12 protein-coding genes are annotated in these 12,737 nt (G+C 73.2%); 5 read left to right on the top strand and 7 right to left on the bottom strand.

Going from position 1 to position 12,737, the window contains the following annotated elements; all coding sequences use genetic code 11:
* Positions 1-63: 63 nt before the first annotated feature.
* Entirely contained in the window at positions 64-1,896 is a 1,833-nt protein-coding gene (locus tag DJ70_RS01200) for a site-2 protease family protein (RefSeq protein ID WP_094529415.1), read from the bottom strand.
* Between the two features lie 118 nt (positions 1,897-2,014).
* Here DJ70_RS01200 and DJ70_RS01195 point away from each other — a divergent pair, with 118 nt between their 5' ends.
* A complete protein-coding gene (locus DJ70_RS01195) occupies positions 2,015-2,254 on the top strand; it encodes a hypothetical protein (RefSeq protein ID WP_094529412.1) in 240 nt (79 codons plus the stop codon).
* Between the two features lie 69 nt (positions 2,255-2,323).
* On the opposite strand, the gene DJ70_RS01190 is transcribed toward DJ70_RS01195, so the two are convergent.
* The 6 genes from DJ70_RS01190 to glyA all read right to left on the bottom strand — a co-directional run bounded on the left by DJ70_RS01190 (position 2,324) and on the right by glyA (position 8,641).
* Complete coding sequence (locus tag DJ70_RS01190) at positions 2,324-4,234, bottom strand: methyl-accepting chemotaxis protein (protein WP_245810632.1); 1,911 nt, start codon at positions 4,232-4,234, stop codon at positions 2,324-2,326.
* A gap of 112 nt (positions 4,235-4,346) precedes the next feature.
* On the bottom strand, positions 4,347-5,375 hold the full coding sequence (locus tag DJ70_RS01185) for a 5,10-methylenetetrahydromethanopterin reductase (protein WP_094529409.1): 1,029 nt from the start codon (positions 5,373-5,375) through the stop codon (positions 4,347-4,349).
* 16 nt (positions 5,376-5,391) lie between these two features.
* On the bottom strand, positions 5,392-6,147 hold the full coding sequence (locus DJ70_RS01180) for a coenzyme F420-0:L-glutamate ligase (protein WP_094529406.1): 756 nt from the start codon (positions 6,145-6,147) through the stop codon (positions 5,392-5,394).
* 169 nt (positions 6,148-6,316) lie between these two features.
* On the bottom strand, positions 6,317-6,820 hold the full coding sequence (locus DJ70_RS01175) for a DUF367 family protein (protein WP_094529403.1): 504 nt from the start codon (positions 6,818-6,820) through the stop codon (positions 6,317-6,319).
* 64 nt (positions 6,821-6,884) lie between these two features.
* The gene (locus DJ70_RS01170; protein ID WP_094529400.1) at positions 6,885-7,295 is read right to left on the bottom strand and encodes a DUF3054 domain-containing protein; all 411 of its coding nucleotides are present in this window, start codon (positions 7,293-7,295) and stop codon (positions 6,885-6,887) included.
* A gap of 98 nt (positions 7,296-7,393) precedes the next feature.
* Positions 7,394-8,641: a serine hydroxymethyltransferase gene (gene glyA, locus DJ70_RS01165; RefSeq protein ID WP_094529397.1), complete on the bottom strand. Its 1,248-nt coding sequence runs from the start codon at positions 8,639-8,641 to the stop codon at positions 7,394-7,396.
* Between the two features lie 175 nt (positions 8,642-8,816).
* On the opposite strand from glyA, the gene tbsP reads away from it, so the two are divergent.
* The 4 genes from tbsP to DJ70_RS01145 all read left to right on the top strand — a co-directional run.
* Positions 8,817-9,629, top strand: coding sequence for a transcriptional regulator TbsP (gene tbsP / locus DJ70_RS01160; protein ID WP_094529394.1), 813 nt, complete (start codon positions 8,817-8,819; stop codon positions 9,627-9,629).
* A gap of 93 nt (positions 9,630-9,722) precedes the next feature.
* Positions 9,723-11,510, top strand: coding sequence for a YcaO-like family protein (locus DJ70_RS01155; protein ID WP_094529392.1), 1,788 nt, complete (start codon positions 9,723-9,725; stop codon positions 11,508-11,510).
* 92 nt (positions 11,511-11,602) lie between these two features.
* Positions 11,603-11,941 carry a cupin domain-containing protein gene (locus DJ70_RS01150; RefSeq protein ID WP_094529389.1) on the top strand — a complete coding sequence of 113 codons (339 nt, stop codon included), beginning with the start codon at positions 11,603-11,605 and terminating at the stop codon, positions 11,939-11,941.
* A 98-nt stretch (positions 11,942-12,039) separates the two neighbouring features.
* On the top strand, positions 12,040-12,737 hold a 698-nt coding region (locus tag DJ70_RS01145; RefSeq protein WP_143420886.1), incomplete at its 3' end, for a beta-ribofuranosylaminobenzene 5'-phosphate synthase family protein.

Here is a 12,737-nt window from a genome sequence, read left to right as displayed (position 1 = left end):
CGGCGTTGCTGTCGACGGGGCGGCGGCGGACGGCGAACCGGGTCGGGCGCCCCCGGCGGCCGCTCAGATCAGCCCGAGCGCCGAGAGGATCCGGTTGCCGAACACCATCGCCACCAGCCCGAAGAGCATGACCAGCCCGGAGGAGACCGTGATCGTCCGGACGGCCGCGTGCCGGTCGCCGATCGGGAGCCGGCTCACGACCGCCTCGGCGACCATCCGGAGGATCCGGCCGCCGTCGAGCGGGAACGCCGGCAGGCAGTTGAACAGCGCGAGCTGGATGTTGATCCACCCGGTCCAGAACAGCAGGTTCGCCACCAGGAACGCGCCGCCGCCGAGGAACGCGAGCCCCCCCTCGAGGACGTAGAAGTTGGTGATCCCGCCGGCGAACCCGGCGAAGTTGAACGGGAGCCCGAAGAGGCTGCCGAGCGGGAGGATCAGCGTGACGAAGACGAGCCCGAGCGCGGAGTCCACGAGCCCGCCGAGCGCGACGCCGTCGAGCGCGCCGTCGCCGCCGTCGCCGCCGAGCAGTTCGAGGTACGCGCCGGCGGGGTACGCGGAGACGCCGACGTCGTCGAGCGCGAGCCCGCTCGTGCCGGGGAAGACGCTCACGCCGATGAACCCGCCCTCGCGGTTCGGGTGGGGATCGAGCTCGACGTCGTAGGCGACGCGCTCGTCCGCGGCGGTGTACGCGATCACCTCGACCGTGGTGCCGGGCGCGCGTTCCCGGAGCGTCGCCGCGAGCGCGTCGTCGTCGCGGATCCGGTCGCCGTCGATCTCCACGATCGTGAGCGGCTCGCCGACCGCCGCGCCCGCGTCGTGGATCGGGCCGTCCTCCTGGACGCCGACGACGTACGCACCGATCGGGACCTCGGCCTCCGTGGCGTTGCCGCCGTCGGCCCCCTCCAGCGCCACCGTCGCCCGCTCGTCGTCGCCGACCGCGGCGAGGAACGCGCTCTCGGTCCGCACCGGCTCGCCGTTCACCGCGGCGACGACGGTCGGGTCCCCCGCCACCGTGACGCCGAAGGGGTTGCCGCCGGCGGAGCCGATCGCCTGGAGCTCCCGCTCGACCGTGACCCGCCGTTCCGTCTCGCCGTCGTCGACGAGCAGCGAGACGTCCGCGTCGGCGTCCGCGAGCGCCGCCTCGAACGCGGCGGCGTCCGCGACCGGCTCGCCGGCGACCTCGACGATCCGGTCGCCCCGCGCCAGGTCCGCGCCGGCCGCCGGCGACTCCGGCGTCACCTCGCCGACCGCGTAGCCGGGGGCGACGCCCATCGCGCCGACGACGGGACCGAAGAGCAGCGCGAAGACGACGACCGTGAGGACCACGTTCGCGGTGACGCCGGCGGCAAACATCCGGGCGCGCGCGCCGCGTGAGGCCTCCCGCGTCGCCTCGTCGTCCGGCTCGACGAACGCGCCCACCGGAAGGAGCGCGAGGAAGACGATCCCCATGGAGTCGATCTCGATGTCCTCGACCCGACACATCAGGCCGTGTGCCCCCTCGTGGACGACCATCGCGATCGCGAGCCCGCCGACGATCTCGGGCGCCACCGACAGCGGGAGGAACTCGTTGACGCCGGGGATGATGAGGAAGTTCTGGGGCTGTTGGATCGCGGACGGCTGCGTGGCCGACAGCGCCGACATGCCGGAGGAGACGATGAGAACGAACGAGCCGACCATCGCGACGAGCGCGCCGCCGAGCCCGAGGTTCGCGACCGCGCGCCAGAACCGTCGTGGCCCGGCCAGTCGCTCGAGGAACGCCCGACCGCGACGGGTGTGAAGGGTCGTGAGCGGCCCCGAGACCCGCACGGAGTCAGGGAGGACCCCGCGGTTCCGGAGCCACGTCATGGCCGCCGTGTACGCGAGGACCCCCGTCAGGACCCACAGCACCGTGTTCATGTCGAACCAGTCAGGGTCGGCCGGGTGTAAGGCGTTCGGTTCGGTGAACCGCGGGCGGTCCGTGCGGGGGCGGCCCGCGAACTAAAACCCCAAGTACCCCCCTGCCCAAGATCGGTACGTGATCGCGCTCATCGACTTCGTCTCCCGGCTGATCGGCGACGTCGGCCGCTTCGTCGACGTCTTCGTGAACGACCTGATACTCGGCGCCGGCGACCCGCTCTCGGCGCTTCTCGTCGTCGTCGGACAGGTGTTGATCGTCGGCTCCGTGGCCGTGCTCGGCTACGCGGCGGTCGGGGCGCTCCTCGGCGAGATCGGCGTGAAGCTCCCCTCGCTCGGCGGCCGCGGCCGAAGCGACTAGGCGTCGCGGAGGACGGCCCGCGGGAACGCGGCGTCGGGACCACGCTCGGACCTCCGACGTCGGCTCCGGTCAGTCGTCGCTCGGGCTCGACCGTGCCGCCGCCGGTTCGGTCGTCGCCCCCGTCCGCGCCCCGTCGTCGCTCACCGAGTCTCCGTCCCTCACGCGCTCGTCGTCCCTCCCGTTCTTCCCGTCTCTCACGCGCTCGTCGTCTCTCCCGCGCTCGTCGTCCCTCCCGTTCTTCCCGTCTCTCACGCGCTCGTCGTCTCTCCCGCGCTCGCCGTTCCTCCCGCTCTTCCCGTCTCTCACGCGCTCGTCAGTCGCGGCCGACGCGGCCGACGCCGGAACCGCGAACCCGTCGAGCGTCGCCGACAGCGCCGCCGACTGGTCGGCGAGCGCGTGGACGCGGCGGGTCACCTCGGAGACCGTCGCCGTCTGTTCTTCCGCCGCCGCCGCGACGGTCTCCGCCTCCGTCGCGGTCCCGCCGCTGACCGCCGCGATGTCGTCGACCATGTCCACGACCTCCTGTGTCGTCCGGGCCTGGTCGTCCGTCGCGTCGCTGATCTCCTGGACCGTCTCGTCGACCGTCGTCACGTCCTCGACGACCTCCTCGAACTCGCGGAGGGTGGACTCGATGGTGTCGACGCTCTCGGCCACCTGCGACTCCATCGCCTCCACGTCGCCGGCGGTCGCCGACGAGGCCGCCTGGACCTCCTCGATCCGCCCGGAGATCTCGGCCGCCTCCTCGCGGGTCTCCTCCGCGAGCGACTTCACCTCGTCGGCGACGACCGCGAACCCGTCCCCGGAACCGCTCGCCCGAGCGGCCTCGATCGAGGCGTTGAGCGCGAGCAGGTTCGTCTCCTCGGCGATCCCGTCGATCACGGAGGCGATCTCGTCGATCTCGCCGATCCGGTCGACGAGGTCCGCCACCGCGGCGGACACCGCCGAGATGCGCCTCTCGAGCGTCTCCAGCTCCGCGATCGCCTCCGCCGCCTCCTCGCGACCGGCGCGGCCGCGGTCGGCCGCGCTCCGGGCGGTCGCGGCCGCGTCGTCGGCCGACGCCGCGATCTCCTCGACGGTCGCCGACAGGGTGCTCATCTCGCCGGAGACCGCCTCCAGCTGGTCCGTCTGTGCGGCCGCGCCGTCCGAGATCTCCTGAACCGAGCGGGCGACCGACGCGCTCGCGTCGTCGACCTCGTCCATGCCCGTCCGGACGTCGTCGCTCGTGGCCGCGACGTCGTCGGTGAACGCCCGGACGTCGCGCACGGTCCCGCCGAGCGTGGCGACGAGCCGGTTGTAGTTCCCGACGAGTTCGGCGTACCGATCCCGGTCGGTCGCCAGCGCCTCGGCGTCGATCGTCGCCGTGAGGTCCCCGTCCCGTGCGCGCTCGGCGGCGTCGCCGAAGGCGTCGACGAGCGACTCGAGCTCCGTCGTGTACGCCTCGAGGTTCGCGGCCATCTCCGACAGCGACTCGCCGAAGGCGCCGGGCACGTCCGCCTCGAGCGCGGGGTCGTCGAACGTCTGCGCGGCGAGCGCCTCCGCCTGCGCCGAGACGGTGCCGAGGTAGCGCCGCACCTCGGTGAACGAGCCCACGAGGTTGCCGATCTCGTCCGACTGGTCGCCGCCGGGGAGGCCGGCTCCGGCGCCCCCGTCGGTCTCGCCGGCCCGGCCGCCCCCGTCGGTCTCGCCGGCCCGGCCGCCCCCGACGGCCGCCGGCCCCTCCGCGTCGACGTTCCCGGCCGCGATCGCGTCCGCGCCGGCCTCCAACGCCCGGATCGGCGCGACGAAGTCCCGTCGCACGATGAGGAGGGTGTTGTAGATCGCCACGATCGCGCCGAGAAACAGGACGCCCGAGACGACGTACCAGAGCGTGCCGGCGAACAGGAACGGCGCGAGGAAGATCCCGACGGTGACGAGGAACTGGATCCCGACGGCGGCGACGACCTTTCGCTCGATCGACTCGGAGATCCCCAGCAGGTCCATCGTTCCCCAGAGAAGCGACTCGTACCGCTCCCGGAGTCCGGTCGGTCGCCGTCGTGTGGTCGACATACGCGACGTTCGACGGAACCGGGTAATGAACCTCATCCCGAGGTTATCAGGTCCGATTCTCGATCCCCGACCCGTGGGAACCGGACGGCGGTTCGAAGAGCCCGTCGAGCGCCTCGGCCGCGAGGTCGACGCCGGCCTCGAGATCCGGGCCGAGCGGCGACCCGACGACCAGCCCGTCGGCGTGCTCGGCCACGGCTCTCGCGCGCCCGCGGACCGCCTCCGGCGTGCCCGCCATACAGAACGCGTCGATCATGTCGGGCGTCACCCGCTCGAAGGCGGCGGAGAAGTCGCCGGCGGAGACGCGCTCGCCGACGGCCGCGGCGGCGTCGGGGTCGATCCCGTGGCGCTCCAACACGGGCGGGGCCGCGCCGCCGGCGATGAACGCCACGGGGGGGCGCGCGGCCTCGCGGGCGGCCTCGGCGTCCTCGGCGACCGACACCGCGGCGTAGGCGACGAGGTCGAACTCGCCCCGCGAGTCGGGGCGGTCCGCGAGGCCGTCGGCGACCTGCTCGCGGGCCCACGCGAGGTCCTTGGGGTGCGATCCGTTGTACAGCAGGCCGTCGGCGTGTTTCGCCGCCATCCGGCACATGTGCGGCCCCTCGCCGCCGACGTGAACCGGGATCGACGCCCCCTGCGGGGGCTCGTAGTTGAGTCCCGCGTCGTCCGCGTCGAAGGTCCCGTCGTGGTCGACGCGCTCGCCGGCCCACAGTCGTTGCGCGGTCTTGAACGCCTCCAAGACCGGGCGGAGCCCCCGCTCGTCGGCGAGCCCGAGGTTCCGCAGCGTCGAGGGGTCGCCGGGGCCGAGCCCGAAGACGGCGCGGCCCTCGGAGAGCTCGTCGAGGGTGGCGACCCTCGAGGCGAGGGTGACGGGATGGGTCTCGTAGGGGTTGGCGACGCCGGGGCCGAGCCGGACCGACTCCGTGGCGGCCGCGAGCCGCGAGAGGACCGCCCACGGGTCGCGGTTGTTGTAGTGACACGTCGAGTAGACGGCGTCGTAGCCGGCCGCCTCGGCGCGGACGCCGAGGTCGACGATGCGGTGCGGGTCGTGTTCGGGGGTGAGTTCGATGCCGAGCATTGGTGGTGTCGTGTGGCTACGCCTCGTAGTTCCAGCCGCGGAGCGCCTGCCGGACGAAGTCGCCCTCGACCTCGCGGAAGTGGCTGTCCGAGCCGTCGTGGTCGCCGAACGCCCAGTCGCGGACGACGACGACCGGGGTTCCCCCGTCGCCCTCGCCGGCGACGAGGTTCGCGGCGCTCGCCAGCTCGTCGATCACGTTCTGGACGGTGACGCCCATCTCGCGGCCGTCGCGGTCGCGCTCGCCGCGCCAGTCGCGGCTCGCCGGCATGCCGGCCCAGCCGATCGCGACGCCGCGCTGGCCGTGGCGGAACGGCCGGCCGCACGTGTCGCTGACGACCACGCGGTCGGCCGCGAGCCCCTCGCGGATCCGCGCCGCGCTCTCGGAGGGGCGCCTCGGGAGCAACAGCAGGTCGCCGCCGGGAACGTTCGACCGGTCGATCCCGGCGTTGACGCCGATGTGCCCGAAGCGGGTCGCCGTGAGCAGGAAGGGGGCCTCCATGATCAGCTCCGTCGACTCCTCGAGGACGGCCTGCGCGAACCGGGGGTCCTTCTCCTCGCCGGCGATCTCGGAGAGCCGGTCGGCGATCTCGGCGGCACGCGGGCTCGCCGGGAAGTCGGCGAGGTCGAACGTGCGTCCCTCGGCCTTGGAGACGACGGTGCTGGCCACGACGACCACGTCGTCGGCGCGGAGGTCGACGCGCTCGCCGATCATGGCAGCGAGGTCGTCTCCCTCCCGGATCTCCGGGAGGTCCGGGACGGCGAACAGCTCCATACACGACCCTGCGTGGCGGCGAGGAAAAACCCCGCCGATACCGGGCCGGCTTGACGCTACCCGGCGACACGGCGGTTGACTGGCAAACACGGCGGCGTGCCGGGTGGGGACGTCCTCCGTGGCCGTGTCTCTCGTCGCACCGTCGGACGAAACCGGGCGCATCTCCGTCTCACTCCCGGTCGAGGTACTCCCGCTGGATCGCGACGACCTCGCTCGAGTCCGCACAGTCGGCGTACCGCCGCAGCGGCTCCTCGTTCAGTTCGAGGAACGTCTCCCCCCAGGTGAACTTCGCCATGACCCGCTCCGCGTGGCCCGGCTCGCCGAGGATCGAGAGGGCGGCCGCGAACGCCTCGACGGTCGTGAGCCGCATCGGGCGGCCGAAGTTCACGGGGTTCGCGGCGACGAGGTACGGCAGCGCGCGGTGCTCGCCGGGGAGCGTGAACCGCTTCTCGCCGGCCGACTCCCACGAGCAGTCGAGCGCGACGAGCGCCTCCTCGCGGGCGAGATCGGCGTCCGCGGGCGAGAGCGCGCGCTCGGCGTGCGGGTTGAGAACGATCCCGTACGGGGTGGCGCGGTCCGAGCGGTGGAGTTCCGCGAGGTCGAACCGCGAGAGCTTCCGGGCCGTACACTTGTCGGGGTCGTCGTCGCCCTCGTACCGGACGTGGAGGTCCACGGTGCGCGTTCGAGGGAGGCGGTTATAAGGAGCACGGAGCGGTCGAACGCGGCGGAGGATCCGACTACCGCAACCGGAAGTAGAGCGCGCGCCAGCCGCCGAGCGCGACCGCGCCGGTCACGAGGATGACGACGACGAACGCGAGGGCGGCACCGCCGCGGAAGACGAACGCCCGGAGGGCGAACCCGACGGCGGCCGCGGGGACCCACGAACGCACGACGAGCGGGACCGACGACTTCGCCGTCTCCGCCGCGCCGGCCGAGTACGCGCCGACCAGCGGCGCGAGGAGAACCCACCCGATCAGGAACGGGGCCCACACGCCGAGCAGGTACGTCGGGTTGCTCGCGAGGAAGTCCGTCGACGTGTGACTGAGCGTTCCGACGGTCAGGAACGCCATCACCACGAGGACGTCGCCGACCGCGAGCGGCGCGGCCGCGCGGTCGAGACGCCGAGCCAGAAACGACTGGTCGTCCATACGACCCCGTCGGACCCGCCCCTACTTTGTACGTACGGATCCGCGCCGGGGGGACGGAACCGCGATCCGGCCGGGGGCGTCCCCGGCCGACCGCCGGCTCAGTCGTACAGCGGGTACTCCCGGCAGAGCTCGACGACGCGCTCGCCGACCTCGTAGATCACGTCCTCGCTGTCGGCGTCGTCGATCACGCGGTAGATGAGGTCGCCGACCTCCGCCATCGCGTCCGCGTCGAACCCGCGGGTCGTGAGCCCGGCGGTGCCGGCGCGGATCCCGGAGGGATCGAACGGGGAGCGCGTCTCGCCGGGGACGGTGTTCCCGTTGAGCACGACGTTCGCGGCCGCGAGCGCGTCCTCGGCGTCGCCGCCCGAGAGGTCGGGGTGCGACTCGCGGAGGTCGACCAACACGAGGTGGTTGTCGGTGCCGCCGGAGACCAGGGAGAGCCCGTGGCCCTGGAGCGTCTCCGCGAGGGTCTCGGCGTTGTCGACGACTTGTTGCGCGTACTCCTCGAACTCGGGCTTGAGCGCCTCCTTGAACCCGACGGCCTTCCCGGCGACGTTGTGCATCAGGGGGCCGCCCTGCCCGCCGGGGAAGACGGCCTTGTCGACGTCGTCGGCGAACTCCTCGTCACACATCACGATCCCGCCGCGGCCGGCGCGGATCGTCTTGTGCGTCGAGCCGGTGACGAAGTCGGCGATCCCGACCGGCGAGGGGTGGACGCCGGCGGCGACGAGCCCGGTGATGTGGGCGATGTCGGCGAGGTGGTAGGCGTCGGCCGCGTCGGCGGCCGCCTGGATCGCCTCCCAGTCGACCGTCCGCGGGTACGCGGAGTAGCCGGAGACGACGATGTCGGGGTCGAATTCTTCGGCCGTCTCTCGCAGCCCCTCGTAGTCGATGTAGCCGGTCTCGGGGTCGACCTCGTACTGTTCGACGTCGTAGATCTGTCCGGTGAAGTTCGCCGGGTGGCCGTGTGAGAGGTGGCCGCCGTGGTTCAGGTCGAGCGAGAGGATCCTATCGCCCGGTTCGAGCACCGAGTAGTAGACCGCCTGGTTCGCCTGCGTCCCCGAGTGCGGCTGGACGTTGACGTGGTCGGCGCCCCACAGCTCCGTCGCCCGCTCGATCGCGAGCTCCTCGACCTCGTCGGCGTACTCGCAGCCGGCGTAGTAGCGCGCGCCGGGGTAGCCCTCGGCGTACTTGTTCGTGAGCACGCTGCCCTGGGCCTCCAGGACGGCCTCGCTGACGTGGTTCTCGCTCGCGATCATCGCGAGCGTCTCCTCCTGTCTCGTCCGCTCGCCGGCCAGCGCGTCCGCCACCGCCGGGTCGACCGCCCGGAGGTTCTCGTTGTCCATACCCCTCGTCGCGGCCGACGGCACATTAAGCCTGTCCGTCGCGGGCGGAACGGGGAGCAGCGGCCGGATCGCCTGATCGGCCGATTTCGTCCGGTAGACGTCCCCAAACGACGTTGTTCGCTCCCATAATCCCGTTAATATTAAATAGATATCCGAATTGTATACGAGGAGATAGATGGTGTCGAATTTATTGGAATCCGGGGTGGAGGAGGTCCTCGAGGCGGCGTTCGCCGGCTCCGACGAGGAGCTGTTCGTGATCGATCCGCCGGCGTCGACGATCGTCTCGCTCGTCGACGCCGCCGTCGATCGCGACGACCTCCCGGCGATGTCGATGCTCGCCGACGAGCGCGTGCTGAAGGACGTCATGGACGACTTCCTCGTCGCCTCGAAGGCCGCGGACCTCCTCGAGTCCGGGGCGTTGACGCTTCGCGTCCTCCCCGAGGACGCGGACAACGCGCTGTTCGTCTCGGAGTCGAAGGTCGTCGCGCTCGTGAACGCCGGCGAGCGCGTCGCCGCCCTCTCGACGACGGAGGAGGCGTTCGTCTCCGAGGTCTTCGGGACGCACCGCGACGCGTTCGCGGACGCAGAGGAGTACGCGCTCCGCACGCCGTCGATCAGCCGCGTTCGCGAGACGATGGCGGCCGACATCGGCGAGGACGTCCGCGACGACTTCGACGCGGTGCTCGCGTCCTTGGAGAGCGCGCGCGGCGACGACGGACTCGACGAGGTGACGGTCTCGCTCCTCGTCGCCGCGCGCAACGACGTCCTGCTGTACGACATCTCGAAGTGGGGCGAGGACGTGGGGATCGCCTCGAAGGCGACGTTCTCCCGGACGAAGACCCGGCTCGAGGACGTCGGGGTCATCGACACCGAGAAGGTCCCGATCGACGTGGGGCGCCCGCGACTCCGGCTCAAGCTCGGCGACGACCGGCTGGTCGGCGTCGACGCCGCGGCGTTCGCCGACGCCGCCGCCGACCTGCTCGCGTAGCCGCGGTCGCCCCCTCGTCGCGGTCGGCGTCGACCGCTCCCGTGGCCCGCCGCCCCCGTCCCCTTTTTTTCCCTCCTCCCCGTCGACCGCGGCATGGACATCGGACTGGTCGGCGACGGTCCCGCGGTCGAGGCCGTCTCGGCCGCGCTCGGCGACGTCGACGTGAACGTGATGCCGGTCGAGCCGTCGCTGCTCGACGGGTTCGACCTCGCCGTCGTCGTCGACACGACCGGATCGGCGACGTTCGACGCCGCGAACGACCTGCTCGACCGCTGGATCGCCGTCGAGGTCGGCGGGGTCGGCGGGACCCCGCTCGCGGACGTCGACGCCGCGGTGACGGTCCTCGAGGACGCGTGTTACGACTGTCTCGGAGGGCGGGTCGCGAGCGGCGGCGCCGAGGCGGCGGACGCGCCGCGGGGGACGCGCTCCGCCGTCCGATACGCCGGGGCGGTCGCCGGCCGGACGGCGATCCGGCTGCTCGCCGGCGATCCCGTGGGCGACACGGTCCGGGAGGTCCCCGGTCCGACGCGAACGCTGCTCCCGGTCCCCGGCTGCGGCTGCGGCTCCGACCCCGCCCCGGCGCTCCCGCTCGAGGGCGAGCGCCGGTCGATCTCGGCGGCGCTGGAGCGCGCGGAGCGGGGCGTCGACGACCGGGTCGGGCTCGTCTCCGAGGTCGGCGAACGCGAGTCGTTCCCGGTGCCGTACTACGTCTCGCACGTCGCCGACACGACGCGGTTCTCGGACGTCCGCGCCGCGGAGTTCGCCGCCGGGGCCGACGACGACTGGGACGCCGCGTTCATGAAGGCGCTCGGCGAGGGGCTCGAGCGCTACGCCGCGGGCGTCTACCGGGAGTCGTCGTTCACGACCGCGACCGAGGCCGACGTGCCGAACCCGGTGGCGCCGGACGCGTTCGTCCGCCCGGACGACGCCGCGGCGTACGCGCCGGGAGACGAGCTCGCGTGGACCACGGGCGAGCGGCTGGTCGGGACGACGGGTCCGGCGGGATCGCCGCCGCGGAACGGCGATCCGTCGCCGGATGCCGAGACGGTCGTCAGCCTCCCCGCGGAGTTCGTCCACTTCCCGCCGCCGGAGCCTCGGTACCGTCCCGCGATCACGACCGGGCTCGGTCTCGGCAACACCGGCGCGGAGGCCGCGCTGTCGGGGCTGTACGAGACGATCGAGCGCGACGCCACCATGACCACGTGGTACTCGACGACGGAGCCGCTCGGGCTCGACCTCGACGATCCGGTGGTCGATCGGCTCGAGAAGCGCGCCCGTGCCGAATCGCTGTCGGTCTCGACGCTGCTCGTCACGACCGACGTCGACGTGCCGGTCGTCGCCGCCGCCGTCCACCGCGACGGCGACTGGCCCCGCTTCGCCGCGGGGTCGGGCGCGGACCTCGACCCGGCCGCCGCGGCCCGGAACGCGCTCGCGGAGGCGCTCCAGAACTGGACGGAGCTCCGGTCGATGGGGAGAGAGACCGCCGGCGAGCAGGGTGCCGCGATCGGCCGCCACGCCGACCTCCCGGACGCGACGCGCGAGTTCTTCGACCCCGACGCGACGGTTCCGGCCGCGACCCTCGACGCGCCCGGCTTCGGCGGCGAGGCGGACGGCGAGTCCGACTCCCGCAGCGGGGACGGCGGCACCGCCGAACTCGAGACGGTCGTCGACCGGGTCCGGTCGGTCGGGCTCGACCCCGTCGTCGCGCGCACGACGACCCGCGACGTGGCCGCGCTCGGCTTCGAGGCCGTTCGCGTCCTCGTTCCCGGCGCGCAGCCGCTCTTCACCGGCGACCCGTTCTTCGGCGAGCGCGCCCGCGAGGTCCCCCGATCGATGGGGTTCGAGCCGACGCTCGACCGGGAGTACCACCCGTTCCCGTGAGCGCGTGGCCTCGCCGGCTTCCTTCGGGGGTCCGGCGGATGGCTCCCCGTCCGCCCCGCGTGTTTAAGTGACGCCGCGTCGCGGTGGGTCGTATGGACATCGTATCCGACGACGAGGTCGAGGCGACGGAGGCGGTCCCCGGCGTCCACCTCACCCAGGGGGCCGCGGGCGACGAGGCGAGCATCCAGCGGTTCTACATCGAGCCGGGCGCGGAGGTCCCCGAACACGACCACCCGCACGAGCAGGTCGGGACGGTCACGGCCGGCGCGCTCACCTTCGTCGTCGACGGCGAGGAGCGGACGGTCCACGCGGGCGACACGTTCGCGATCCCCGGCGGGGAGCCGCACGCGGCGGTCAACGAGGGCGAGGTGCCGGTCGAGGGGTTCGACGTGTTCGCGCCCCCGCGACCGAACCCGGACTGGGAGGAGTAGCCGGCCGGCGGGACCGGACCGCGCCGAGCGGCCGGGGAGGCGGTTTTCGCCCCGGTCTCGGTCCCTTTTATGCGTCCGGGGCGAACGCGGGGACGACGATGGCACTCGCGAGCGCCGGCGCGCGGCTCCACTTCGGGTTCTGTAACCTCAGCCTCTCCCACGAGCGTCTCTACGGCGCGCTCGGGCTGGCGCTCGCGGAGCCGCGGGTGACCGTCGAGGCGGTTCCCGCGGAGTCGGTGACGGCGGCCGTGGAGGCGGACGCGCTCGCCGATGCCGGCGAGTCGGGAGCGACCGCGGGCCGCCCCGACGTCCACGACGAGGTCCGCGCCGACGCCCGCGGGTACGCCGCGACCGCCGTCGACCTGCTCGACGTGCCGGGCGCGGCCGTCACGGTCCGGGCGTCGCTCCCGCGACACGCGGGGCTGGGAAGCGGCACGCAGCTGGCCGCGACGACGCTCACGGCGGTCGCGCGGGCGCACGGCCGGGAGCCGGCGGTCCGCGAGCGCGCTCCCGCGCTGGGCCGGGGCGGTCGATCCGGGATCGGCGTCGCGGCCTTCGAGGCGGGGGGGTTCGTCCTCGACGCGGGCCACCCGACCGCGCGGTTCACGACCGACCGGCCGGCCGACGGGGAGTGGACCGTCCCGCCGGTCGCCGCGCGCCACGCGGTCCCCGACGACTGGCGGTTCCTGCTCGTCCGCCCGGACGCGGAGCCGGGGCGGAACGGCGAGCGCGAGGACGCCTCGATGCGCGCGGCCGTCGAACGGGCGGAGCCGGGCCTCGCCGACCGGATCGCGGG

It is taken from the genome of Halorubrum halodurans (assembly GCF_002252985.1).
Classification (GTDB): Archaea; Halobacteriota; Halobacteria; order Halobacteriales; family Haloferacaceae; genus Halorubrum; species Halorubrum halodurans.
This window is presented reverse-complemented; position numbering and strand designations above follow the sequence as displayed.

Coding starts and splice junctions, on each gene's coding strand:
- DJ70_RS01200 (WP_094529415.1), bottom strand. CDS start 1,896: ATGAACACGGTGCTGTGGGTCCTGACGGGGGTCCTCGCGTACACGGCG.
- DJ70_RS01180 (WP_094529406.1), bottom strand. CDS start 6,147: ATGGAGCTGTTCGCCGTCCCGGACCTCCCGGAGATCCGGGAGGGAGAC.
- DJ70_RS01185 (WP_094529409.1), bottom strand. CDS start 5,375: ATGCTCGGCATCGAACTCACCCCCGAACACGACCCGCACCGCATCGTC.
- DJ70_RS01155 (WP_094529392.1), top strand. CDS start 9,723: ATGGACATCGGACTGGTCGGCGACGGTCCCGCGGTCGAGGCCGTCTCG.
- DJ70_RS01150 (WP_094529389.1), top strand. CDS start 11,603: ATGGACATCGTATCCGACGACGAGGTCGAGGCGACGGAGGCGGTCCCC.
- glyA (WP_094529397.1), bottom strand. CDS start 8,641: ATGGACAACGAGAACCTCCGGGCGGTCGACCCGGCGGTGGCGGACGCG.
- tbsP (WP_094529394.1), top strand. CDS start 8,817: ATGGTGTCGAATTTATTGGAATCCGGGGTGGAGGAGGTCCTCGAGGCG.
- DJ70_RS01190 (WP_245810632.1), bottom strand. CDS start 4,234: ATGGACCTGCTGGGGATCTCCGAGTCGATCGAGCGAAAGGTCGTCGCC.
- DJ70_RS01170 (WP_094529400.1), bottom strand. CDS start 7,295: ATGGACGACCAGTCGTTTCTGGCTCGGCGTCTCGACCGCGCGGCCGCG.